Below are 22693 nucleotides of genomic sequence, written 5' to 3' on the forward strand. Positions count from 1 at the left end.
TCGACCAGCCGCCTCGCCGACGGCAGCAGATCCCGCCCGAACGGGGTCAGCGCGGCCCGGCGGCCCGAGCGGTCGAACAGCAGACCGCCCAAGTGCCGCTCCAGCGCGGCGATCCGCCGGCTCGCCACCGGCTGCGGCACCCCGGCCGCCGCAGCGCCCAGAGTGAAGCTCCCGCGCTCGCCCACCTGGACGAACACCCGGCACGCCCCCACCAAGTCCACGGGCGCATCGTATGCGGAGAACGCATGAGAAGTGTCAGTTCTGTCTTTGTGCAACCGAATCGGCCGGCGCAGGCTGTCGGCCATGCACTCCACGAAGCCCCGCACCGCCCTGCTCGCCGCGCCGCTGCTCGCGGCCACCGTCCTGACCGGATGCGCCGCACACCCGCAGCCGGCGCCCAGGCCCGGTCCCCCCGTCGCAGCGCCCGTCGCCGACCCCTTCCACCAGCTCGAACAGCGTTTCGGCGCCCGCCTCGGCGTGTACGTGCTGGACACCGGCAGCGGCCGCGAGATCACCCACCACGCGGACGAGCGGTTCGCGTTCGCCTCCACCTCCAAGGCCCTGGCCGCCGGCGCCCTGCTGCGCCGCGCCTCCGATGCCGACCTGGAGAAGGTGGTGACGTACCGTCAGGCGGACGTGCTGACGTGGGCCCCGGTCACCTCGAAGCACGTGGACACCGGCATGACGCTGCGCGACCTGCTTGCCGCGTCCCTGGACCACAGCGACAACACCGCGGCCAACCTCGTCACGGCCGAGGTCGGCGGCCCCGCCGCCGTCCAGCAGGCCCTGCGCGACCTCGGCGACATCACCACGCACGTCGACCGCACCGAGCCGACGCTCAACGAGACCGCCCCGGGCGACACCCGCGACACCAGCACACCCCGCGCGCTGGCCGCCGACCTGCGCCAGTACGTCCTCGGCGACGTCCTGCCCGCCGACCGGCGCCGGCTGCTCACCGACCTGATGCTCGCCAACACCACCGGCGGCCCGTACATCCGGGCGGGCGTCCCCGCCGGTTGGAAGGTCGCCGACCGGACCGGCAACGCCGACCACGGCACCCGCAACGACATCGCCGTCGCCTGGCCCGGCGGCGGCCGCAGCCCCGTGGTGATCGTCGTCCTGTCCGACCGCGCCCGACCGGACGCCGCCTCGGACGACGAGCTGATCGCCCGGGCCACCGAGGCCGCACTGAACGCCCTCGGCTGACCACGCACCAGCAAGGAGAGGCCGCACGGCCCAAGCAAGGAGAAACCGCATGACCCTCTCCCGACGCACCTTCGGCCTCCTCACCGCCCCCCGCCCTCGCCGGCCCGCTCACCGCCCCCGCGCAGGCCGCCGCAGCCGCCGTCGAGGCGCAGGACCACTACGACCGCGCCCGTGAACCGGCAGGCGACGACCCGGTGCTGTGCGCACTCGTGACAGCGCTCACCCCCGGAGCGACCGCCCCGCACCCGCCCGCACCGGCGCCCCTCAAACTCTTCGACGACCTCGCCGTGCTGAGCGCCGGCCGGGTCTCCGCGACGGCCGTGCCGCCCGGCGACGGCATCGCGCTGATCGACGCGCTCACCTCACCGGCGGACGCCGAGCACGTCATACTCCCCGGGCTGCGCACGCTGGGCGCCGACCCGGCGGCGATCAAGTACATCGTCGTCACCCAGGGCCACTACGACCACTTCGGCGGAGCGCAGCTGCTCGCCGACCGCTACGGCGCCCGCGTCCTGATGCGCCCGGCAGGCTGGGACCTGATCGCCCGCACCGCACCCGCCGACGCCCCGGCCCGGGACCTGGACATCCTCGACGGCCAGCGCCTCACCCGGCCGTGCTGGACCTGATGCTGCGCGGCCGGATCGCCGACGCCGAGGCCGCCGGCGTCCGGGCCGAACCGGGCGGGTGCTGCTGACGGCGGGTCGGTTCGGGCCCGGTCCGCCGGCACCGGTCACCCCGGCGAGCAGCTCTCCTGGCGTCCTGTCACCTCGTGCAACCAACCGCAGGGCCTGCCGGCCGGTGCCCGCACGGGAACTGGAAGCGTCGTTCCCGGGGCCCGGGCGGGCCCGCATCTAGCCTGGCGGGATGAGCGAGCAGCACAGTGGCCGGGCCCGGCGGCCGCACTACCGGGCGTTGTCGCCGCTGCGGGAGCACCTGCGGGAGTCGTTCTGGTTCGGGCCGCTGGTGGCGTGCGTCACGGCGGTGCTGCTGGCCGGGCTGACCGACCTGATCGACCAGGAGATTTTCGCCGAGGCGACGGCCGAGCAGACCGCCGACACCCTGCTGTCGTTCGCCACGGCGGCGAAGAGCGTGGTGTCGACCATCAGCTCCGCGATGCTCACCTTCATCGGCGTGGTGTTCTCGATCTCCCTGGTGTCGCTCCAGATGGCCGCCGGGCAGATGAGCCCCCGGGTGCTGCGCCTGTACGTGCGCAGCCGGCTGACCAAGGCGACGTTCTCCACCTGCCTGGCGACGTTCGTCTTCACCCTGCTGGTGCAGCTCGGCTACGACGACACCACCGACCCGACGCGCGCCGTCTCCGTCCCGATCGTGTCGACGGTCGTCGCGCTCGTCCTGGTGATGCTCAGCCTGGGCCTGTTCGTGCTGTACGTGCAGGCGACGCTTCGGCTGCTGCGCGTGCCGCACGTGATCGACCGGGTCACCCGCGAGTCGCTGCAGGTGCTGCTCGCCTACCGGTGGCTGAACCCGGAACCCGCCGACGGCCTCGGCCCGCAGGGGCCGACGCTGCTGCACGAGGGACGGGCCGGCGTGCTGCGGGACGTGAACATCCGCCGGCTGGTGCGGGTCGCCCGGCGGCACGGCACGGTGCTGCACCTGGTGCCCCGGATCGGCGACTTCATCGCGTCCGGCACCCCGACCGTGCTGGTCGTCGGCGGCACCCCGCCCCGGCCCGGGTGGATCACCACCGCGCTGAACGTCGGCGTCGACCGCACCATGCACCAGGACCTCAGCTTCGGCTTCCGCCAGCTCGTCGACATCGCCATCCGTGCCCTGTCGCCCGCCGTCAACGACCCCACCACCGCCGTGCAGGCCGTCGACCGGATCCACCAGCTGCTCGCCGTCCTCGCCCCCTACCACCTGGGCGAGCTGCGCCACCGCGACCGGGACGGCGCGGTGCGGCTGGTGCAGCCGGTGCCGGGATGGGAGGCGACGGTGGACCTGGCGTTCACCGAGATCCGGATCTGCGGCGCCGGCCAGCCCCAGGTCACCCGCCGCCTGGTGGCCGCCCTCGACGACCTGCTGCGGATCACCCCCGAGCCGCGGCGCCCCCCGCTGCTCGTCCAGCGGCAGCTGCTGGAACGGGCCGTCGCCGAGGCCGTCCGCGACCACGACAACCGGCTGTTCGCGCTCGCCCCGGACCGCCAGGGCATCGGCTGAGCGCCCCGGGAACGCGAAGTCCGCCCGGAGGAGCTCCGGGCGGACTTCGAGGAGGAACTGCGGTCAGCTCGCGGCGCCGCGGTTCAGCGAGGCCAGGTACTTGTTGTACGCCACCAGCTCGGCGTCGCCGTCACGGTCCGCGGCCCGGTCGCGGCGGCGGGCCTGCCGCTCCTCGGACTTGGCCCACTGGAGGGTCAGGGCGATCAGCACGATCGCGGTGGGGATCTCGCCGAACGCCCAGGTGATGCCGCCGGCCAGCTGCTGGTCGGCGTGCAGGTCGGTGCCGATCGGGGCCAGCTCGGAGGTGAAGGTGTTGACCAGCTGCCCGGAGGCCATCATCACGGCCACGCCGAAGAACGCGTGGAACGGCATGCCCATGAACAGCTCCAGGATCCGCATCACGAAGCCGGGGCGGTGCGGGCCCGGGTCGACGCCCATGATCGGCCAGAAGAACAGCATGCCGACGGCGAGGAAGTGCAGCATCATCGCCAGGTGCCCGATCTGGTACTTCATCAGGTAGTCGAACAGCGGGGTGAAGTACAGCCCGTACAGGCTCGCGATGAAGATCGGGATGGTGTACGCGGGGTGCGAGACGATCCGCACCAGCCGGCTGTGCAGCAGCGCGACCAGCAGCTCGCGCGGCCCGCGCCCGCTGCCCTTGCGGGCCGGGCGCAGCGAGCGCAGCGTCAGCGTGATCGGCGCGCCGAGCAGCAGCAGGATCGGGGACAGCATGGACAGCACCATGTGCTGCATCATGTGGGCGCTGAACAGCACCATGCCGTAGTCGTTGAGCTTGGTGTTGGTGACCAGGAACACCGTGCCGACACCGGCCGTCCAGGCCACCAGCCGGCCGACCGGCCACTTGTCGCCGCGCCGCCACAGCCGGACCGCCCCGAACAGGTACAGGCCGAAGGCGAGCGCGCAGAAGGCCAGGTACGGCCAGTCCGGCGACAACTCCATGGCCCGCGAGAGGGTGAACGACGGCAGGGGCCCCCCGCCGTGGTGGTGCATCCCCGTCATGCCGTCGCCCATCGGGCGGCCCCGCTTTCGTCCATGCCGTCCGTCCCCACGCGGTGCCGCGGGTCCGGTTTGGTCGGTTTCGTTCGGACCCAGCCTAGGCGTCGCTTACGGCGCGCCGGTCAGCGCCCCCGGCGACGGGAGTGTTTCCGCCGGTGCCGCCGGCGCTCCCGCTCACAGGAAGTAGAGGCGGTTCAGCGAGACTTCCTGGGCGGCGTCGGAGTGCAGCGGGGCGCCGTCGAGGGTGACCAGGCCCCGCGCGCCGTCGACGAGGATCTCCCCGAGGCGGTTGTTGCGCACCAGGTCCGCGGGCCCGATGCCGCGGGTGTGGCGGACCGGGACGCGGCGGCGCCGGGTGGTCATCGTGTCGTACGGCCGGGCGGCGGTGCCCGCCTCGGCGGCGGCGAGGCTGGTGAAGGCGACGGACAGGTCGGCGGGGGTGGCGCCGTGGGCGCCGAACAGGGGTCCCAGGACGAGGGGCTGGCAGCTCTCGGTGGCGGCGTTGGGGTCGCCGGTGACGCCATAGGCCGGGAAGCCGGCCTTCAGGACCAGGTACGGCTTGGCGCCGAAGGACGCCGGCGGCCAGAGCACGATGTCGGCGAGCTTGCCGACCTCGATCGAGCCGACCTCGTGGACAAGTCCGTGCGCGATGGCCGGGTTGACGGTCAGCTTGGCGATGTAGCGGAGCACTCGCTCGTTGTCGTCGTTCGGGCCGTCGCCGTCCAGCGGGCCGCGCTCGGCCTTCATCTTGCCGGCCATCGCGAAGGTGCGGCGCACGGTCTCGCCGGCCCGGCCCATGCCCTGGGCGTCGGAGGAGGTGATGCCGATCGCGCCGAGGTCGTGCAGCACGTCCTCGGCGCCCATGGTGCCGGCCCGGATCCGGTCGCGGGCCATCGCGGCGTCGCCCGGCAGGTCGGTCTTGAGGGCATGGACGGAGACGATCATGCCGTAGTGCTCGGCGACCGCGTCCCGGCCGTAGGGCAGCGTGGGGTTGGTGGAGGAGCCGATCACGTTCGGCACGCCCGCCATCTTCAGCACGTTGGGGACGTGGCCGCCGCCGCAGCCCTCGATGTGGAAGGCGTGGATGGTCCGTCCTTCGAGGACGCGCAGGGTGTCGTCGACGGACAGGCACTCGTTCAACCCGTCGGTGTGCAGCGCGACCTGGACGTCGTACTCCTCGGCGACGGACAGTGCGGTGTCCAGCGCCCGGGTGTGCGCGCCCATGTCCTCGTGCACCTTGAACCCGCAGGCGCCGCCCTCGGCCAGGGCCTCCACCAGCGGCGCCGGGTGGGAGGACGAACCGCGGCCGAGGAAGCCGATGTTGACCGGCCAGGCGTCGAAGGCGTTGAACGCGTGCCGCAGCGCCCAGGGGGAGCTGACGCCGACGCCCCAGGCGGGGCCGAACTCCTGGCCGATGATGGTGGTCACGCCGGAGGCGAGCGAGGCCTCCATGATGCGGGGGGACATCAGGTGGACGTGGGTGTCGATGGCGCCCGCGGTGGCGATCAGGCCCTCGCCGGAGACGATCGCCGTCCCGGTGCCGACGACCACGTCCACGCCGTCCAGGGTGTCCGGGTTGCCGGCCCGGCCGATCGACGCGATCCGGCCCTCCCGGATGCCGATCGAGGTCTTCCGGATGCCCTGGACCGCGTCGATCACCAGCACGTTGCTGATGACGAGGTCGCAGGTGTCGCGGACCGCGGCGGCCTTCAGGTGCAGGCCGTCGCGGGCGGTCTTGCCGAAGCCGACCAGGAACTCGTCGCCCGGCCGCTGGGAGTCGGACTCGACCCGGACGACCAGGCCGCTGTCGCCGAGCCGGACCCGGTCCCCGGCGCGGGGGCCGTGGACGGCCGCGTACTCGGACGCCTCGATGCTGCTGCTCACCGCTCGCTCTCCTCCGTGTCGTCGTCACTGCTCATGCCGAGGTAGCCGGTCGCGCGGGCCCTGGCCAGCGCCGCGTCCTTCGCGCCCGGCGCGTCCAGCGGCCCGTCCACCAGGCCGGCGAAGCCGATCGCCACCCGCTCGCCGCCGATCGGCACCAGGCCGACCTCGACGGTGGCGCCCGGGTCGAAGCGCACCGAGGAGCCGGCCGGCACGGCCAGGTGCATCCCGTACGCGGCGGCGCGGTCGAAGGCCAGGCGCGGGTTGGACTCGAAGAAGTGGAAGTGCGAGGTCACCGAGATCGGCACCGAGGCGGTGTTGCGGACGGTCAGGGTGCGGACCGGCCGCGGCGCCGGCTCGGCGCCGCGGCCCGGCAGCACGGCGCCGGGCGCGGCCCCGCCGAGGCCGCCGCCGCCGAACGGGTCGGCGACGACGGCGAGCCGGGTGCCGTCCTCGAACACCGCCTCGACCTGGATCTCGGGTATCAGGTCGGGGACGCCGGGCAGGACGTCGGCGGGGGAGAGGGCGGCGCGTCCGCGCGCGACGGCCTCGGCGAGGCGCAGGCCGTCGCGGGCGGCTTCGCAGACGGTGTCCGAGATGAGCGCGGTGGCCTCGGGGACGTTCAGGCGCAGGCCGCGGCCGCGGCGGGCGCGGGCGAGTTCGGCGGCGGTGAAGATCAACAGCCGGTCGCGCTCGGTGGGGGTCAGCTGCACGGGGGTCCCTTCTCCCTCGGTGCGGTGCAGTGCGGTGCGGAGGTCAGCCGGCGGGCTGGTCGTGGGTGGCGCAGTGGATGCCGCCGCCGCCGGAGGCGAGGGTGTCGATCCGCAGGGGGACGATCTCGCGGCCCGGGAACTGGTCCTGGAACACCTCCCGGGCGTGCCCGTCGGCCCGGGAGTCGCCGAACGACGGCAGGTAGACGCCCTTGTTGCCGATGTAGAAGTTCAGGTACGAGGAGACGAACGCGTCGCCGCGCCCGGTGATCAGGTCGGGGTCGGGCTGGCTGATCTCGATCACCTTGGGCCGGCGGCCGGCCGCGTCGGTGGCCTCCGCCAGGACGGCGCGGGCCTGGTCGGCGGAGCGGGACCAGACGTCGGGCGGGGTGCCGGGGAACGCCCGGTCCAGCAGGACGACACCGGGCGCGGCGAAGCGGGCCAGGCAGTCGACGTGGGCATCGGTGATGTCCTGGCCCCGGACTCCCGCCAGCCAGATCACCTTGGTGACGCCGAGCGCCTGCTTGAGCTCGGCCTCGACCCGGTCGCGGTCGAGCCCGGGGTTGCGGTTGGCGTTCACCACCGAGCTCTCGGTGACCAGCAACGTCCCCTGCCCGTCGCTCTCCAGGGAGCCGCCCTCGGCGACGAGCGGGGTCGTGATCCGCTCCATCCCGTACCTGGCCAGCACCGCCCGGGCGACCCGGGCGTCGTCGCCGTGCTGTTGCTTGCCGCCCCAGCCGTTGAAGTTGAAGTCGACGCCCTTGACCTTCCCGCCCTCCTCGACGAACACCGGCAGGGTGTCGCGGGCCCACAGGTCGTCCACCGGGAGGGACAGCAGCTCGACGTCGCTGCCGCAGGCGTTCCGGGCCGAGTCCTCCTGGCCGGGGCGGACCAGCAGGACCACCGGCTCGCGCCCGCCGACGGCCCGGGCCACCGAGGCGATGTCCTTGCGGACGGCCCCGAGCTGCCCGCCCCAGACGTCCTCGGAGGCGGGCCAGGCCATGAAGGTCCGCTCGTGCTTCTCCCACTCGCCGCCGAACCGTCGCCCGGGGGCAGGGCCGGTGGGTGCGGTGGGGGCCGCCGGGCCGCTCGCGGACGGCTCCGCCGGCACGTCGTCGACGGCCGCGCAGGCGGTCGCGCCGGCGGCGATCAGGCCGGCGCCGGCGAGGGAGCGCAGCACCGTGCGGCGGGAGGGGGAGGAGTGGAACACGAGGAACTCCGCTGGGGCGAGGGTGGATCGGGCCGGTGCGGCGGGCGGGGCTCTGCGTGCTGCCGTGCGCGGCACCGGCAGGCGGTGGGCGCGGTCGCCCGACATCGCCGGAGCTGCACTCTCGCACTGACTGAAAAGTCAGTCAAGTTTGGCGCGCCGAGTGTGGCCGCACCCCGCGCCGGGTGGGCCGCGCGCGGTGGCCGGGATGGTCCGGCTCAGCCCGGCGGGTGCTCCAGCTCCGCCCGGACGGCGTCGCGCAGCAGCCGGCGGGCCTGCTCGACCGGCAGCGATCCGCTGTGCCAGCGCACGCTCAGGCCCTCGACCAGTGCGGTGAGCCGTTCCGCCGCCGCCGCGTGGGCCGGGGCGGTGCCGGTCGGATCGGCCCGGGCGAGCAGGTCGGCGACATCGTGCACCCAGCTGTGGGTGCTGCGGGCCAGCTCCTCGCGCAGGTCCGGCTCGAACACGGCGGTGGCCCGCAGCTCGCCCCAGGCGATGCTGTTCTCGCGCACCTCGGCGGTGTCCTGGAGCTCCAGCAGCAGCACCTGTTCGAGCTCGGCGCGCGGGTCCCCGGAGCGGCCCGGGGCGGGGCGGTCCTCGGTGGTGTAGTGGTCGGCGCGGTCGCTGATGTGCTCCAGCGTCTGCCGCAGGACGCCCGCCCGGTCGGTGAAGTGGTAGTAGATCAGGGCGATGGACACCCCGGCCTCGGTGGCCAGCTCGCCCATCCGGAGGCCGCGCACCCCGCGTCGGGCGATGACCCGGGTGGCGGCCGTGAGTATTCCTGTCCGTCGGTCCGACATGGGAGCCGACCCTACCCGCCCAGGACCGGAACTCGACAGGATCCTGACTGTTCCGTCAGGAAAACTTCCCAAGAGGCCCGCAGAGGGTTGACTGAATTTTCAGCTAGGTGAAGGATGCGGGGCACCGTCCGGCCGGTCGTCGAGGCGTCCGAGCCGTCCGAGCCGCGACGCGTTCCCCGGCGGCGCGCTTGCCGCGACATCGCGAGGGCGGCCCGTCGAGCCCTCCGCCCCACCCGCACACCCGATCCCGAAGAGGTTCCCCATGACCGTCACCCACCGCATGCCCGCCGAGTGGGCCGAGCACGAGGGCTGCCTGATGGCCTGGCCCGTCCGCCCGGACCTGTGGGGCGACACGCTTGCCGAGGCGAAGCGCGAGTACGCCGAAGTCGCCCGTGCCATCGCGGAGTTCGAGCCGGTGACGATGGCCGTCCCGCCCGGCCGCGGCGACGAGGCGCGGGCGATGTGCGGCGACGCCGTCCGGGTCGTGGAGCTGCCGATGGACGACTCGTGGTTCCGCGACTCCGCCCCGATCTTCGTTCTCGACGCCGAGGGCCGCCGCGCGGGCGTCGACTTCCGCTTCAACGCCTGGGGCCGCAAGCACCACCCCTGGGAGGCCGACGACCGGATCGCCGCGCTGCTGCTGGAGCACCTCGACGTGCCGGCGATCCGCTCCGAGATGATCCTCGAGGGCGGCGCGATCACCGTCGACGGCGAGGGCACCCTGATCACCACCGAGCAGTGCCTGCTGCACCCCAACCGCAACCCCGGCATGAGCCGGGAGGAGATCGAGGCGGAGCTCAAGGAACGGCTCGGCGTGACCAAGGTGATCTGGCTGCCGTACGGCGGCCTGCTGGACACCGAGACCGACGGACACGTGGACGGGGTCTGCGCCTTCGCCGCCCCCGGCAAGGTCGTCGTCCAGCTCCCGGCCGACCCCGCGCACCCCGACTACGCCCGGATGCGAGCCAACCGCGCCGTGCTGGAGCACTCCACCGACGCCCTGGGCCGGCGCTTCGAGATCGTCGACGTCCCGCAGGCCGCGTTCGTCGAGGTCGACGGCCGCGAGGTCGAGGTCGGCTACCTCAACTACTACCTGGCCAACGGCGCCGTCGTCGTCCCGGTCGCCGGCCACCCCGAGGACGAGGGCGCCCTCGCCGTCCTCGCCGAGGCCTACCCGGGCCGCAAGGTCGTCGGCGTCCGCGCCCGGGCGGTGGCCTGGGGCGGCGGCGGCATCCACTGCATCACCCAGCAGATCCCGGCCGCCCGCGGCTGACGCACCGACCCGCGGGCCGGCCCGTCCGGGCCCGCACCCACCGGTCACCCCGCCGGGCCCGCGGACACGTCGGGCCCGCACGCCTCACCCGCACCGACCGAAGGCCACCCTCATGACCCTCGCCCCCACCAGACGCGCCGCCCCCCGGGGCCGGCTCGCCCTCGCCACCACCGCGCTGCTCTCCGCCGCGGCCCTGGTCGCCGGCTGCTCCGGCCCGCCGCCCGGCGCCGACCGGGCCGGCGTCCGGCTCTCCGCCACCACCCCGCCCGCCAAGGGCGAGATCGACTCCTTCACCTGGGCCAGCTACGCCGAACCGCCCACGCTGGACTGGATCCAGGCCTTCGACTACCCGCAGAACACCATCCTGGCCAACGTCTGCGAGAGCCTGATGCGCTGGACCCCCCAGCTCACCGTGGCCCCCGGCCTGGCCGAGAGGGCCACCAACCCCGACCCGACCACCTGGGTCTACGACCTGCGCCCCGGCGTGCACTTCCACGACGGCTCGGTGATGACCGCCGACGACGCGGTCCACAGCCTCGGCCGCCAGATGGACCCCGACAACGCCGCCGCCTGGGCCCAGGTGTTCCAGAACGTCGACTCCGTCACCGCGACCGGACCGCTCCAGGTCACCGTCAAGCTCAAGCGCCCCGACTCCCAGTTCCCGCAGTACATGGCGACGGCGGCCGGGGTCGTCGCCGCCAAGGCCGGCGTGCAGTCGGCGGGCAAGGACTACGGCACCGGCGGCAGCCTGGACTGCACCGGCCCGTTCGAGCTCGGCGCCTGGGACAAGGGCCAGTCGATCGAGCTCAAGCGGTTCGACGACTACTGGGGTACCCGGGCCAAGGCCAAGAAGGCCGTCTTCCGCTTCCTCACCGACTCCTCGGCCCGCACCAACGCGATGCGCAGCGGCGAGGTCGACGGCGGCTACCTGATTCCCACCGAGAGCTACGACCGGCTGGAGCGGAGCGGCGTCGGCACGCTGTACTTCGGCGAGGGCCTGAGCACCGTCAACCTCAACGTCACCAGCCTGAAGGGCCCGCTCGGCGACGTCCGGGTCCGCCAGGCCCTGTCGCTGGCGCTCGACCGGTCCGGCTTCGTCAAGGCCGGCCTCGCCGGAGCCGGAACCGTCACCGGCTCACTCACCACCCGCGCCGCCTGGGCCGGCGCCCCCGACGACGTCCGGGCGGCGGCCTTCGCGCACCTCACCCCGACCGGCCAGGACATCGACCGGGCCAAGGCCCTGGTGAAGGAGGCCGGTGCCGAGGGCAGCACGCTCACCGTCGCCACCAGCGCCATCGGCCAGGACGTCTCCCTGCTCGCCACCGCCGTCCAGGCCGCCGGCGCGCGGATCGGCCTGAACGTCCGGCTGAAGTCGATCGCGCCGAACGCCTTCACCGCGCTGTTCACCGACCCAGAGGCCCGCGAGGGCCTGGACCTGTTCCCCGAGACCTACTACGACTCCGTCACCGACCCGCTCGACCTGCTCGCCAACTTCAGGACCGGCGCCTACCAGAACTTCGGCGGCTGGAGCGACCGGGCCTACGACTCGCTCGTCGACCGGGCCACCGCCGAGTACGACCCGGCCAGGCGCGGCGCGATCGAGGCCGAACTCCAGCGGACCGCCTCCGAGCAGCTGCTGTGGATCCCGGTCGCCGAGTGGCCCACCGCCCTGTTCCTCAACCGGCGGATCACCGGCGCCCCCACCACCATCGCCTACCTGTACTACCCGTGGGCCGCGGACATCGGGGCCGCCCAGTGAGCGGCTTCCTGAGATTCGCCGCCCGGCGGCTGCTGGAGATGGCGGCCACCCTGCTCGGCGCCTCCTTCGTGGTCTTCGGCGCGATGTATCTGGCGCCGGGCAACCCGGCGAGCTTCCTGCTGTCCGGCCGGTCCGCCTCCCCGGAGGCCCTCCGGGCGATCAACGAGCAGTACCACCTGGACGACCCCTTCCTGGTCCGGTACCTCCGCTGGCTCGGCGACGTGCTCCGGGGCGACTTCGGACGCTCCATCACCTACCGCACCGACGTGTCCCGGCTGCTCGCCGACCGGCTGCCCGCCACCCTGCTGCTGGTGGCCATGGCGCTGCTCCTGGTCGTCGTGATCGGCCTGGTGCTCGGCCGGCTCGGCGCGGTGCGCGGCGGCACGACCGACGCCACGATCCTGGTCACCACCGCACTCGCCCTCGGCACGCCCTCGTTCGTCGCGGCCGTCCTGCTGCAGGGACTGTTCGCGGTGAAGCTGGGCTGGTTCCCGACCAGCGGCTCCGGCGACGGCCCCGGCGACCTGCTGTGGCACCTCACCCTCCCGGCGATCGCCCTCGCGCTGTACCTGATCGGCATGCTCGCCCGGGTCACCCGCTCGGCGATGCTGGAGGCCCTGGACGGCGAGCACGTCACCGTCGCCCGCAGCCGCGGCGTCCCCGAACGCGAGGTGATCCGCCGGCACGTGCTGCGCAACTCGCTGGGCACCGTGCTGACCACCGGCGGCCTGATCGTTTCCACCCTGCTGGTCTGCACGATCCTGGTGGAGTCCGCGTTCGGCGTCGGCGGACTCGGCCAGCTGCTCGAACTGTCCACCACCACCAAGGACTTCCCGACCGTCCAGGCCATCTCCCTGATCATCGTCGCGCTGTTCATGACCGTGAACCTGGTCGTCGACCTGCTCCACCCGCTGGTCGACCCCCGGGTCGCCCTCGGATCCGGGAGGAACGACGCATGACCGCCGCCCTCACCCGCCGGCCCGGCCTCGCCCGGCTGGGGACCGCCGCCGGCGGCCCGCTCCCACTGCTCTGCCTCGGCTTCGCCGCCCTGGTGGTGCTCGCCGCCCTGCTCGCGCCCTGGCTGGCGCCCTACGACCCGAACGGCGTCGACCTCGGCAACGCCCTCGCCGGGCCCTCGCCCGACCACCTGCTCGGCGTCGACGCCGCCGGCCGCGACACCCTCTCCCGGCTCCTGCTCGGCGCCCGCACCTCCCTGCTCGGCCCGCTCGGCGTGGTCGCCTTCTCCACGGTCGCCGGCCTCGCCATCGGCCTCGCCGCCGGCTGGCGGGGCGGCTGGCTCGACTCCGTCCTGTCCCGCAGCACCGAACTGGTCTTCGCGTTCCCCGGCATGCTGCTCGCCATCCTGATCGTGTCGGTGTACGGGGAGGGCCTGCTCGCCCCGGTCGTCGCCCTCGCGATCGCCTACCTGCCCTACGTGTCCCGCCTCACCCGCTCGCTGGTGCTGACCGAACGGACCCGCCCCTACGTCAGCGCCCACCGGGTCCAGGGCCATTCGGCCGCGCAGATCTGCCTGCGGCACGTCCTGCCCAACATCGCGCCGGTCGTCCTCGCCCAGTCCGCCGTCAACTTCGGGTACGCCCTGATGGACCTCGCCGGCCTGTCCTTCCTCGGCCTCGCCGTCCCCGCCCTCACCCCCGACTGGGGCCGGATGGTCTTCGACGGCCAGACCGCGATCCAGCACGGCTACCCGCTCTCCGCGATCCTGCCCTGCGCCCTCGTCGTGCTCACGGTGGTCGCCTTCAACGTCGTCGGCGAACGCTGGGCCGACCGGGTCGCCCGGAGAGCCTCATGACTCGGAGGACCGCATGAACGCCCTCGACATCCGGGGCCTGAGGCTCCGACTGCCCGGCACCGTCCGCCCCGTCCTCGACGGCGTGGGCCTCACCGTCGCCCCCGGCGAGACCGTCGCCCTGGTCGGCGAGTCCGGCTCCGGCAAGACCCTCACCTCCCGCGCCGCCCTCGGTCTGCTGCCACCGGGCGCGACGGCGGAGGGCCGGGTCCTGGTCGACGGCCGGGACGTGCTGACCATGGACCCCGGACAGCTCCGCGCCCTGCGCACCGGCCGGGCCGCGATGATCTTCCAGGACCCCCGGGCCGCCATCAACCCGCTGCGCCGGATCGGCGACTTCCTCACCGAGAGCGTGCGCCTCAACGGTGTCATGAGCGCCGCGGACGCCGACCGGCGCGCCGTCGAACTCCTCGACGCCGTGGGCCTGCGGCCGGACCTGCTGCGCCGCCACCCCGGGCAGCTGTCCGGCGGCATGCTGCAGCGCGTCATGATCGCCGCCGCCCTGATGGGCGATCCGGGCCTGCTGCTCGCCGACGAGCCGACCACGGCCCTGGACGTCACCAGCCAGGCGGAGGTGGTGGCACTGCTCGGCCGGCTGCGCGAACGCTTCGGCACCGGCCTGCTGTTCGTCACCCACGACCTCGGGCTCGCCGCCGCGATCAGCGACCGGGTCTACGTGATGTACGCCGGGCGGATCGCCGAACACGGCCCCGCCGCCGCGCTGTTCGAGCGGCCCCGCCACCCGTACACCGCCGCCCTCCTCGCGGCGACCCCGGGCCAGGTCGGCCCGGCCGGCCGGCTCGCCGCCATCGACGGCCAACCGCCCGACCTGCGACAGGAGTTGACCGGCTGTGCGTTCGCCGCGCGGTGCGGCCGGGCGACCGCGCTGTGCGGGGAACGGGCGCCCGCCCCGGCGGGGGAGCACCCGGCCGCCTGCCACCACCCGCTCGAAGGGAGCCGCACCGATGGCTGAGCCAGTACTGCGCGTCGACGGGCTGTGCCGCTCCTTCGGCCCGGTCCGCGCCGTGGACGAGGTCTCCTTCACCCTCGCGGCCGGCGGATCGCTCGGCATCGTGGGCGAGTCCGGCTCCGGGAAGACCACCACCGCCCGGATCGTGGTCGATCTGGAGCGGGCCGACGCGGGCGAGGTGCTGGTCGGGGGCCGGCCCCGGACCGGCCGGGCGCGGGGGAGGGCCGAGCGGCTGGCCCGGGCCCGGGAGGTCCAGATGGTCTTCCAGGACCCGTACCTGTCCCTGGATCCGCGCACCAGCGTCCGGGCCGCCCTCGCCGAGACGCTGCGGCTGCACTTCCCCGGCGCCGACCACCCGGCCCGGATCGGGGAACTCCTCGACCAGGTCGGCCTGGGCGCCCGGGTGGCCGAGGCGCTGCCCCGGCAGCTCTCCGGCGGGCAGCGCCAACGCGTCGCCATCGCCCGGGCGCTGGCCGTCCGACCGGCCGTGCTGGTGCTGGACGAGGCGGTCGCCGCCCTGGACGTCTCGGTGCAGGCCCAGGTGCTCAACCTGCTCGCCGACATCCGCGAACAGACCGGCATCGGCTACCTGTTCATCACCCACGACCTCGGCGTCGTGCGCTGCGTCACCGACGACGTCGTCGTGATGCGCCACGGGCGGATCGTCGAGTCCGGCCCCACCGGCCGGGTCCTCGACACCCCGCAACACGCCTACACCAGGCTGCTGCTGGAGTCCGTCCCCCGGCCGGGCTGGGATCCCGAGCGGATCGCCGCCGCGCGCCGCGCGCTGTAGGGCGGCCGGGGTCCGGCAGGGGGCGGGCCGGCCGGACCCGCCGCGGGGCGTCGCCCGGCGGTGGGGCCTGTCGGACCTGCATCAGGGCGTCGCCCGGCGGCAGGTCAGGCCGTGGCGGACAGCGCGTCCAGCAGTGTCCGGAGCACCCGCTCGGCGTCCACCGTCCCGTCGAGCGACCCGATGGCGGCGAGCCCGTCCACCGCGGCGGCGAAGGCCTCGCCGAGCGGCGCCGGATCGGCGGCGCTGCCGCGCTCCTCGACCAGGCACCGGAACAGCAGCACGAAGCAGGACCGCCAGCGCGCGTACTCGGCCTCCAGGGCGGCGTGGACGCGTTCGTCGGAGAGGGCGAGCCAGTGCAGGGCCGCGTGCAGGCGGGCCAGGTCGGGGCTCTCGGGGCTGGTGAGCAGCGCGAGGACCCGGTCGGCGCGCTCGGCCCAGCCGCCCGGAGCGGCGACGGCCTCCTCCAGCGGGGTGATCCACTCGGGCCGGATGTCCTGCACCACCGCGACGATCAGGTCGGTGCGGTCCGCGAAGTGGTAGTGGCACATCCCGTGCGAGACCCCGCACAGCGTGGCCACGTTGCGGGTGGTGAACCGTCCGGCGCCGTCGCCCGCGAGCAGGGTGCGGGCCGCCGCGATCAGCCGGGCCCGGGTCTGCTCGCCCTTGGTGGAAGCGCGCGTCCCGCCGGCGCGGCCTGCCCCCGAGCCCGTCCGCGGTGCCTCGCCCGTCACCCGTGTCGCCATGGCCGCCACTGTAACGACTCCGGGAGGACGTCACGGGCGGATGCTGCGCAAAGTATTGACCGAGCGCTTGGTCAGTTTTATGTTCTCGGTCAACTCACCTGTGAGTAACGGATGTTGAGATGGAGGAAGTGATGTCGGAAGGTTCCATGCATTCCATGCCCCACCCCACGACCGGCCTTCGACTCGGTCGGCGCCGGTTCCTGACGGCCGCCGGGCTCGCGGCCGCCGGTACCGCGTTGACCGCCGCGACCGGCGGGCAGGCCCGGGCGTCGCAGCGCAGCGCCGCCAACGGATCGGCCGCCGGATCGGGCAGTGCGGCCGGCTTCCGGGTCCCGGTGGACACCGTCCCGCACACCCGGACCTGGATGGCCTGGCCGGACAGCAGCACCATCTGGCGGAGCAGGCTCGGCGGCGTCCAGTCGAACATCGCCCTCATCGCGCGGACCATCGCGAAGTACGAGCCGGTCACCATGTGCGCCAACCCGGGCAGTGTCGCCAAGGCGCGCTCGCTGTGCGGGCCGACCGTCACCGTCATCGGGGACATCCCCGTCGACGACTGCTGGATGCGCGACACCGGCCCGGTCTTCCGCACCGACGGCGCGGGCGGCCTCGACACCGTCGGCCTCAACTTCAACGGCTGGGGCAACCACCAGAACCCGCACGGCAACGACGCCCTGGTCGCCGGCCGCCTCGCCGCCCTCCTGGGCCTGCCGTTCACCGCCGCCGGACTGGTCGCCGAGGGCGGCGCCATCGAGACCGACGGCGCGGGGACGCTGATGGCCACCCGGAGCAGCATCCTCAACGCCAACCGGAACCCCGGCATGGCCCAGGCCGCGGTTGAGAAGGCGATGTGCACCGCCTACGGCGCCACCAAGGTGATCTGGGTCCCCGGCATCGCGGGCCAGGACATCACCGACGACCACGTGGACGCGACCTCGCGCTTCCTCGGCGCCGCCGCGGCCGTGGTCCAGCAGCCGCCGGCGGCCGACACCGACGTCTGGTCCGAGGACCAGCGCCGCCAGTACGCGATCCTGACCTCCGCCACCAGCGCCCAGGGAACCCCGTTCACGGTCGGCCGGATCCAGGGCCCCGACTACAACCTGATCCGCTCCACCGACCCCAACTTCGTCGGCTCCTACGCCAATTACTACCTGTGCAACAACGCGGTGATCTCCGCGCAGTTCGGCGACAGCAAGGCCGACAGCGCCGCCAGGGCCACCCTCGCCCGGCTGTTCCCCGGCCGCACCGTCGAACAGCTCAACATCGACGCCCTGGGGGCGGGCGGCGGCGGGATCCACTGCGTCACCCAGCAGCAGCCCGCCGCGTGAACCGGCCGTAGCCGTCGGCCCCGACGTCGGGGCCGACGGCTACGGCCGGGGCTCGTGCATGGTCGAGCAGTGGATGCCGCCGCCCCCGGCCATCAGCCGGTCGACGTCCAGCTGCACCACCTCGCGGCCGGGGAAGGCGGCGGCGAGCGCGTCCTTCGCGGCGGCGTCCTTGTGCGGGTCGCCGAACTGGGTGGTGACGACGCCGCCGTTGACGAGGTGGAAGTTGAGGTAGGAGTCGACGAACTTCGAGCTGCGCGAGCGGACGGTGTCCGGCCCGTGCACGGGGACGACCTGGAGGCGGCGGCCCCGGGCGTCGGTGGCGGTGGAGAGGATCGCGAACTGCTCGCGGGCGTCCCGCGCCCAGACGTCGTCGCGGTCCGGGGGCGGCAGCTGCACCATCACCACGCCGGGCCGGACGAACCGGGAGGTGACGTCCACGTGGTCGTCGGTGATGTCCCGGCCCTTGATCCCGGGCAGCCAGATCATCGTGTCCGCGCCGTAGGCGTCCAGGACGGCCTCCTCGACCTCGTCCCGGCTCATGCCGCGGTTGCGGTTCTTGTTGACCAGGCTGCTCTCGGTGGCCATCACGGTGCCGTCGCCGTCCGTCTCGATCGCGCCGCCCTCGCCGACGAAGTCCGCGTGGACGTACCGCAGGCCCCGGCGGGCGGCGACCAGTCGGGCGACCCGGGCGTCGTCGTAGTGGACCTGCTTGTCGCCCCAGCCGTTGAAGTTGAGGACCACGGCGTCCAACCCGCCGCGGCCGTCCCGGCGGAACACCGGCGCGGTGTCGCGCATCCACAGGTCGTCGGTGGGGATCGAGCTGATCACCTCCACCCCGGAGCCGCACCGGGCCCGGGCCTTGCCCGCCGTCCAGTCGTCGGGGGCGCACATGACCACCGGTTCGAACTCGGCGATCGTGCGGGCGATCAGCGCGATGTCGTCCTGGACGCCCCCCAGCCGCAGCCCCCACACGCCCCGGCGGGAGGGCCAGGACATCCAGGTCCGTGCGTGCGGGACGTCGTCCGCGGGCACCCGGGGGCGGGCGTCGTGGTGGTGGGTCATCGAGGGTCTCCGGATCGTGTGACGGTGCCGACGGACAGCACCTCTCCTGCGGGTCCAGGTTCGCACTGACTGAAAAATCGGTCAAACATGCGGGTGCCCCGGCGTGCCCCGGAGTGCCGTCGACGGCCGGCGCGTGCCGATCCGGGCGGATCAGGAGCCGAGCCGGGCCACCTCGACGTCGACGGCGTCGGCCATGAGCGTCCGGGCGTGCGCCAGCGGCAGGCTGCCGCTGAGCCACCGCGTGCTCAGCCCCTCCAGCAGCGCCGTCAACCGCTCGGCCGTGCCGGCCAGCGCCACCGCCGAGGCCATCGGCCGGACGGCGCCGAGGAGTTCGGCGATCTCCTGCACCCAGATCCGGGTGGCCCGGGCCAGGTCCTCCCGCAGCGTCTCGTCGAACACCGCGCTCGCCCGCAGCTCGCCCCAGGCGGTGCTGTTCTCCCGTACCGCGGCGGTGTCCTGGAGCTCCAGCAGCAGCGTCTGCTCCAACTCCTCGCGGGCCGTCAACGGCGGGGCGTCCGCGGCGCGCTCGGTCGTGTACCGCTCCGCCCGGTCGTTGATGAACTCCAGCGTCTGCCGGAGAATCCCCGTCCGGTCCTTGAAGTGGTAGTAGATCAGCGCAGTGGACACACCGGCCTCGGCCGCGAGCTCCTCCACCCGCAGCCCGCGCACCCCGCGCCGCGCGATCACCCGCGCCGCTGCTTCCATGATCGACGTTTTACGACTGGCCACGACCCACCACCCTACCGGGGCGCCCCGCGGGCATCGGACCGGGCTGTCCGAATCATCGGTCAGCCCCGGCCCGGCAGCGCGCCTCCGGCAGTGCGGCGTGATCCGTCAGGCCTTCGGCACCAGGGTGTTCTCGTTGGTGCGGCCGGCGGCGAAGTCGTCGATGTTGCGGGCGGTGGCGTCGATGATCTGGCCGACGGCGGTGTGGGTGAAGTAGGCCTGGTGGCTGGTGACGAGGACCTGGGGGAAGGTGATGAGGCGGGCGAGGGTGTCGTCGGTGATGCCGTGGATGGAGCGGTCGGTGAAGAAGACGCCGGTCTCTTCCTCGTAGACGTCGAGGCCGACGCCGGAGAGGCGTCCGGCGCGGAGGGTTTCGACGAGGGCGGCGCTGTCGAGGAGGCCGCCGCGGCTGGAGTTGATGAGGATCGCGTCGTCCTTCATCCGGGCCAGGGCGGCGGCGTCGACGAGGTGGTGGGTGGCGGGGAGGAGGGGGACGTGGAGGCTGATCAGGTCGGCCCGGGTGAGGAGTTCGGGGAGTTCGGTGTAGTGCATGCCGAGGTCGAGGCAGGCGGGGTTGGGGGCGATGTCCCAGCCGAGGAGGTGGGTGCCGAAGCCGGCGGCGATGCGGGCGAAGCACTCGCCGATCTTGCCGGTGCCGATGACGCCGACGGTCATGCCGTGGATGTCGCGGCCCATCAGGCCGTCGAGGCGGAAGTCGAACTCGCGGGAGCGGTTCGAGGCGCGGGCCAGGCGGCGGTTGACGGCGAGGGTGAGCGCCCAGGCGTGTTCGGCGACCGCGTACGGGCTGTAGTGGGAGACCCGGGCGATGGTCAGGCCGAGTCGGGCGGCGGCGTCGAGGTCGATGTTGTTGAAGCCGGTGGCGCGTTGGGCGACCAGCCGGGTGCCGCCGGCGGCGAGGACGGAGAGGGTCTCGGCGTCGAGGACGTCGTTGACGCTGCTGCTGACGGCCGGGTAGCCGGCGGCGAGCGGGGCGGTGTCGCGGTCGAGGAACACGGCGAGGGTGCGCAGCGAGTGCCGGCCCTTGAAGGCCTGCTCCAGAAGCGGCTGCTCGTCTGCTTGGACGCCGTACGCGAGGATCTCCATGCGGCGAAGGCTATCCCCGGGGGCGTGCGGGGTGAACCACGACGCGCCCCCGGGGTGACGAACCGTCAGATGACGGTCTCCGCCTCCAGGTAGCGGTCGGACGGGACCGTCTTCAGCTCGGCGACGGCCTCGCCCAGCGGCACCAGCCGGATGTCGGTGCCCTGCAGGGCGGTGATGTGGCCGAACGCGCCCTTGTGCGCGGCCTCCACGGCGTGCCAGCCGAACCGGGTGGCCAGCACCCGGTCGTAGGCGGTCGGGGTGCCGCCGCGCTGGGTGTGGCCGAGGATGACCGGGCGGGCCTCCTTGCCGAGGCGGTGCTCCAGCTCGCGGGAGAGCTGGGTGGCGATGCCGGTGAACCGCTCGTGGCCGTACATGTCCTTGGTGCCCTCCTCCCAGGCCATGGTGCCGGGCTCGGGCTTGGCGCCCTCGGCGCACACCACGATCGCGAACTTCTTCTGCCGGTCGAAGCGCTCGCGCACCACGTCCGTCAACTTGTCGATGTGGAAGGGCCGTTCGGGGACGACGATGGCGTGCGCGCCGGCCGCCATGCCCGCGTTCAGGGCGATCCAGCCGGTGTGCCGGCCCATCACCTCGACCACCATGACGCGCTGGTGCGACTCGGCGGTGGTCTTCAGCCGGTCCAGCGCCTCGGTGGCCACCGACACGGCGGTGTCGAAGCCGAAGGTGACGTCGGTGCAGGCGATGTCGTTGTCGATGGTCTTCGGCACGCCGATCACCGGCAGGCCCGCGTCGCTCATCAGCTTCGCGGCCTTCAGGGTGCCCTCGCCGCCGATCGGGATCACCGCGTCGATGCCCAGGTCCGCGCAGTACTTCTTGGCGCGCTCCACGCCGTCGCGCAGGTGGCTGGGCTGGACCCGGGAGGAACCCAGGATCGTGCCGCCCTGGGCGAGGATGCCGCTCACCGAGTCGAGCGTCAGCGGGCGGTGGACGCCCTCCAGGAGACCGCGCCAGCCGTCCTCGAACCCGATGATCTCGTCGCCGTGGTCGACCACCCCCCGGTGGACCACGGAACGGATGACGGCGTTCAGGCCGGGGCAGTCACCGCCACTGGTCAGGACACCAATACGCATTGCTTTGCCAACTCCCGAGCAGGATTCGGACGGCCGGACTGGTGGGTGAGAATCGGACATAGCGCCCGAATCGGACCTGCTGCACAGCATACGGTTCCTGCGTCCGGCCGAGCCGAAACCGACGCGGGGGCGGCTTCCTCGACGCACCACACGTAACTGCGACCCGACCGCCGAGGAGGGTGTTGCGCCCGGGCTCTCCTTATTCTCCTATGAAGTTGTCCCACCGGGGACGGCCGACCACATGGCGGTCAGCCGTCCACCGGGCCAACGGCCGACGGCTACGCCGGGCGGGCCGCCGAGGCGATCCGCTCGGTACGCAGCGCGTCGTACCAGGTGGTGTCCGCCGGCGGCAGCGCGTTCACGTCCAGCGCCAGCTTGATCAGCAGGTCGGCGACGGCGGGGTTGCGGGCCATCACCGGGCCGTGCAGGTAGGTGCCGAACACGGTGTCGCGCCAGGCGCCCTCGGTGCCGTCGCCGGTGCCGTTGCCCCGGCCGACCTGCACCGTGGCGAGCGGCTTGACGCCCTCGCCGAGGTGCGTGATGCCCTGGTGGTTCTCGAAACCGGTCAGCTGCGGCAGACCCAGCTGCGGATTGACCTCCGCCAGCACGTCGCCGACGCAGCGCGCGCCCTCGCCGCGGGTGGTCCACACGTCCAGCAGGCCCAGGCCCGCCTCGCGCTCGCCGAGGTCGTTGATGAACTCGTGGCCCAGGATCTGGAACCCGGCGCACACCGAGAAGATGATCGCACCGTTCTCGGCGGCCCGGACCAGCCCGCCGTCGTTGCGCAGCCGCTCCGCCGCGAGCCGCTGCGGACGGTCCTCACCGCCGCCGATCAGGTAGATGTCGCCACTGGTCGGCACCGACTGGTCGGAGCGCACGTCGATCCGCTGCACCCCGAGCCCGCGCTGCTGCGCCCGGCGCTCCACCACCAGCGCATTGCCGCGGTCGCCGTACGTGGACAGCAGGTCCGGGTACACCCAGACCACCCGCAGGCTGCTCTCGCTCATCCTGGAAGACCTCCCGTACTGCGGCGCC

Annotated in this window: 21 protein-coding genes and 1 pseudogene; 10 read left to right on the forward strand and 12 right to left on the reverse strand. The window is 73.5% G+C overall.

Annotation, left to right across the window (positions count from 1 at the left end):
* Window positions 1-92 precede the first annotated feature (92 nt).
* A pseudogene (locus CG736_RS38875) lies at window positions 93-305 on the reverse strand (LysR family transcriptional regulator); the annotation flags it as partial.
* Here CG736_RS38875 and bla point away from each other — a divergent pair.
* The 3 genes from bla to CG736_RS08285 all read left to right on the forward strand — a co-directional run bounded on the left by bla (window position 304) and on the right by CG736_RS08285 (window position 3384).
* Entirely contained in the window at window positions 304-1206 is a 903-nt protein-coding gene (gene bla / locus CG736_RS08275; protein ID WP_100585497.1) for a class A beta-lactamase, read from the forward strand. The pseudogene CG736_RS38875 and the gene bla overlap by 2 nt on opposite strands.
* Before the next feature lie 209 nt (window positions 1207-1415).
* Window positions 1416-1832, forward strand: a complete 417-nt coding sequence (locus tag CG736_RS08280) for an MBL fold metallo-hydrolase (protein ID WP_198520397.1) — start codon at window positions 1416-1418, stop codon at window positions 1830-1832.
* Window positions 1833-2070: 238 nt separating this feature from the next.
* Window positions 2071-3384, forward strand: a complete 1314-nt coding sequence (locus CG736_RS08285; protein WP_100585499.1) for a DUF2254 domain-containing protein — start codon at window positions 2071-2073, stop codon at window positions 3382-3384.
* Between the two features lie 63 nt (window positions 3385-3447).
* On the opposite strand, the gene CG736_RS08290 is transcribed toward CG736_RS08285, so the two are convergent.
* The 5 genes from CG736_RS08290 to CG736_RS08310 all read right to left on the reverse strand — a co-directional run bounded on the left by CG736_RS08290 (window position 3448) and on the right by CG736_RS08310 (window position 8999).
* On the reverse strand, window positions 3448-4395 hold the full coding sequence (locus CG736_RS08290) for a cytochrome c oxidase assembly protein (protein ID WP_100585638.1): 948 nt from the start codon (window positions 4393-4395) through the stop codon (window positions 3448-3450).
* A 180-nt stretch (window positions 4396-4575) separates the two neighbouring features.
* On the reverse strand, window positions 4576-6285 hold the full coding sequence (locus tag CG736_RS08295; RefSeq protein WP_100585500.1) for an urease subunit alpha: 1710 nt from the start codon (window positions 6283-6285) through the stop codon (window positions 4576-4578).
* A complete protein-coding gene (gene ureA, locus CG736_RS08300) occupies window positions 6282-6995 on the reverse strand; it encodes an urease subunit gamma (RefSeq protein WP_100585501.1) in 714 nt (237 codons plus the stop codon). Before ureA ends, CG736_RS08295 begins: the two co-directional genes overlap by 4 nt.
* A gap of 43 nt (window positions 6996-7038) precedes the next feature.
* Window positions 7039-8202 (reverse strand): agmatine/peptidylarginine deiminase, encoded by a 1164-nt coding sequence (locus CG736_RS08305; protein ID WP_100585502.1) that lies wholly within the window; start codon window positions 8200-8202, stop codon window positions 7039-7041.
* Between the two features lie 215 nt (window positions 8203-8417).
* On the reverse strand, window positions 8418-8999 hold the full coding sequence (locus tag CG736_RS08310) for a TetR/AcrR family transcriptional regulator (protein WP_100585503.1): 582 nt from the start codon (window positions 8997-8999) through the stop codon (window positions 8418-8420).
* A 262-nt stretch (window positions 9000-9261) separates the two neighbouring features.
* Here CG736_RS08310 and CG736_RS08315 point away from each other — a divergent pair, with 262 nt between their 5' ends.
* The 6 genes from CG736_RS08315 to CG736_RS08340 all read left to right on the forward strand — a co-directional run bounded on the left by CG736_RS08315 (window position 9262) and on the right by CG736_RS08340 (window position 15604).
* Window positions 9262-10272: an agmatine/peptidylarginine deiminase gene (locus CG736_RS08315; RefSeq protein ID WP_198520398.1), complete on the forward strand. Its 1011-nt coding sequence runs from the start codon at window positions 9262-9264 to the stop codon at window positions 10270-10272.
* A gap of 112 nt (window positions 10273-10384) precedes the next feature.
* Window positions 10385-12031: an ABC transporter substrate-binding protein gene (locus tag CG736_RS08320; protein ID WP_100585504.1), complete on the forward strand. Its 1647-nt coding sequence runs from the start codon at window positions 10385-10387 to the stop codon at window positions 12029-12031.
* Window positions 12028-12990, forward strand: a complete 963-nt coding sequence (locus tag CG736_RS08325; RefSeq protein WP_304528205.1) for an ABC transporter permease — start codon at window positions 12028-12030, stop codon at window positions 12988-12990. The genes CG736_RS08320 and CG736_RS08325 overlap by 4 nt, the downstream gene beginning before the upstream one ends.
* Entirely contained in the window at window positions 12987-13844 is an 858-nt protein-coding gene (locus CG736_RS08330) for an ABC transporter permease (RefSeq protein ID WP_100585505.1), read from the forward strand. The genes CG736_RS08325 and CG736_RS08330 overlap by 4 nt, the downstream gene beginning before the upstream one ends.
* A gap of 13 nt (window positions 13845-13857) precedes the next feature.
* Window positions 13858-14814, forward strand: a complete 957-nt coding sequence (locus tag CG736_RS08335; protein ID WP_100585506.1) for an ABC transporter ATP-binding protein — start codon at window positions 13858-13860, stop codon at window positions 14812-14814.
* Window positions 14807-15604 carry an ABC transporter ATP-binding protein gene (locus CG736_RS08340; RefSeq protein ID WP_100585507.1) on the forward strand — a complete coding sequence of 266 codons (798 nt, stop codon included), beginning with the start codon at window positions 14807-14809 and terminating at the stop codon, window positions 15602-15604. The genes CG736_RS08335 and CG736_RS08340 overlap by 8 nt, the downstream gene beginning before the upstream one ends.
* 104 nt (window positions 15605-15708) lie before the next feature.
* On the opposite strand, the gene CG736_RS08345 is transcribed toward CG736_RS08340, so the two are convergent.
* A complete protein-coding gene (locus tag CG736_RS08345) occupies window positions 15709-16347 on the reverse strand; it encodes a TetR/AcrR family transcriptional regulator (RefSeq protein WP_157815478.1) in 639 nt (212 codons plus the stop codon).
* A gap of 155 nt (window positions 16348-16502) precedes the next feature.
* Between CG736_RS08345 and CG736_RS08350 the strand changes: the two genes are divergently transcribed.
* Window positions 16503-17675, forward strand: coding sequence for an agmatine/peptidylarginine deiminase (locus CG736_RS08350; RefSeq protein ID WP_232733871.1), 1173 nt, complete (start codon window positions 16503-16505; stop codon window positions 17673-17675).
* A gap of 39 nt (window positions 17676-17714) precedes the next feature.
* Here CG736_RS08350 and CG736_RS08355 read toward each other — a convergent pair whose 3' ends face one another.
* The 5 genes from CG736_RS08355 to CG736_RS08375 form a co-directional block, all read right to left on the reverse strand.
* Window positions 17715-18737 (reverse strand): agmatine/peptidylarginine deiminase, encoded by a 1023-nt coding sequence (locus CG736_RS08355; RefSeq protein ID WP_100585509.1) that lies wholly within the window; start codon window positions 18735-18737, stop codon window positions 17715-17717.
* Between the two features lie 150 nt (window positions 18738-18887).
* Window positions 18888-19442 (reverse strand): TetR/AcrR family transcriptional regulator, encoded by a 555-nt coding sequence (locus CG736_RS08360; RefSeq protein WP_369879968.1) that lies wholly within the window; start codon window positions 19440-19442, stop codon window positions 18888-18890.
* Window positions 19443-19571: 129 nt separating this feature from the next.
* Window positions 19572-20567 (reverse strand): 2-hydroxyacid dehydrogenase, encoded by a 996-nt coding sequence (locus CG736_RS08365; RefSeq protein WP_100585511.1) that lies wholly within the window; start codon window positions 20565-20567, stop codon window positions 19572-19574.
* 65 nt (window positions 20568-20632) lie between these two features.
* Window positions 20633-21658, reverse strand: a complete 1026-nt coding sequence (locus CG736_RS08370; RefSeq protein WP_043907892.1) for a 6-phosphofructokinase — start codon at window positions 21656-21658, stop codon at window positions 20633-20635.
* 278 nt (window positions 21659-21936) lie between these two features.
* On the reverse strand, window positions 21937-22665 hold the full coding sequence (locus tag CG736_RS08375; protein WP_043909294.1) for a type 1 glutamine amidotransferase: 729 nt from the start codon (window positions 22663-22665) through the stop codon (window positions 21937-21939).
* Window positions 22666-22693 lie beyond the last annotated feature (28 nt).

The sequence above is a fragment of the Kitasatospora sp. CB02891 genome (genome assembly GCF_002803145.1).
Classification (GTDB): domain Bacteria; phylum Actinomycetota; class Actinomycetes; order Streptomycetales; family Streptomycetaceae; genus Kitasatospora; species Kitasatospora griseola.

Excerpts from the sequence above, each read along its gene's own strand:
- bla (WP_100585497.1), top strand. The coding sequence starts at position 304 with ATGCACTCCACGAAGCCCCGCACCGCCCTGCTCGCCGCGCCGCTGCTC.
- CG736_RS08285 (WP_100585499.1), top strand. The coding sequence starts at position 2,071 with ATGAGCGAGCAGCACAGTGGCCGGGCCCGGCGGCCGCACTACCGGGCG.
- CG736_RS08290 (WP_100585638.1), bottom strand. The coding sequence starts at position 4,395 with ATGCACCACCACGGCGGGGGGCCCCTGCCGTCGTTCACCCTCTCGCGG.
- CG736_RS08310 (WP_100585503.1), bottom strand. The coding sequence starts at position 8,999 with ATGTCGGACCGACGGACAGGAATACTCACGGCCGCCACCCGGGTCATC.
- CG736_RS08315 (WP_198520398.1), top strand. The coding sequence starts at position 9,262 with ATGACCGTCACCCACCGCATGCCCGCCGAGTGGGCCGAGCACGAGGGC.
- CG736_RS08320 (WP_100585504.1), top strand. The coding sequence starts at position 10,385 with ATGACCCTCGCCCCCACCAGACGCGCCGCCCCCCGGGGCCGGCTCGCC.
- CG736_RS08330 (WP_100585505.1), top strand. The coding sequence starts at position 12,987 with ATGACCGCCGCCCTCACCCGCCGGCCCGGCCTCGCCCGGCTGGGGACC.
- CG736_RS08335 (WP_100585506.1), top strand. The coding sequence starts at position 13,858 with ATGAACGCCCTCGACATCCGGGGCCTGAGGCTCCGACTGCCCGGCACC.
- CG736_RS08340 (WP_100585507.1), top strand. The coding sequence starts at position 14,807 with ATGGCTGAGCCAGTACTGCGCGTCGACGGGCTGTGCCGCTCCTTCGGC.
- CG736_RS08345 (WP_157815478.1), bottom strand. The coding sequence starts at position 16,347 with ATGGCGACACGGGTGACGGGCGAGGCACCGCGGACGGGCTCGGGGGCA.
- CG736_RS08350 (WP_232733871.1), top strand. The coding sequence starts at position 16,503 with ATGCCCCACCCCACGACCGGCCTTCGACTCGGTCGGCGCCGGTTCCTG.
- CG736_RS08355 (WP_100585509.1), bottom strand. The coding sequence starts at position 18,737 with ATGACCCACCACCACGACGCCCGCCCCCGGGTGCCCGCGGACGACGTC.
- CG736_RS08360 (WP_369879968.1), bottom strand. The coding sequence starts at position 19,442 with ATGGAAGCAGCGGCGCGGGTGATCGCGCGGCGCGGGGTGCGCGGGCTG.
- CG736_RS08365 (WP_100585511.1), bottom strand. The coding sequence starts at position 20,567 with ATGGAGATCCTCGCGTACGGCGTCCAAGCAGACGAGCAGCCGCTTCTG.
- CG736_RS08370 (WP_043907892.1), bottom strand. The coding sequence starts at position 21,658 with ATGCGTATTGGTGTCCTGACCAGTGGCGGTGACTGCCCCGGCCTGAAC.
- CG736_RS08375 (WP_043909294.1), bottom strand. The coding sequence starts at position 22,665 with ATGAGCGAGAGCAGCCTGCGGGTGGTCTGGGTGTACCCGGACCTGCTG.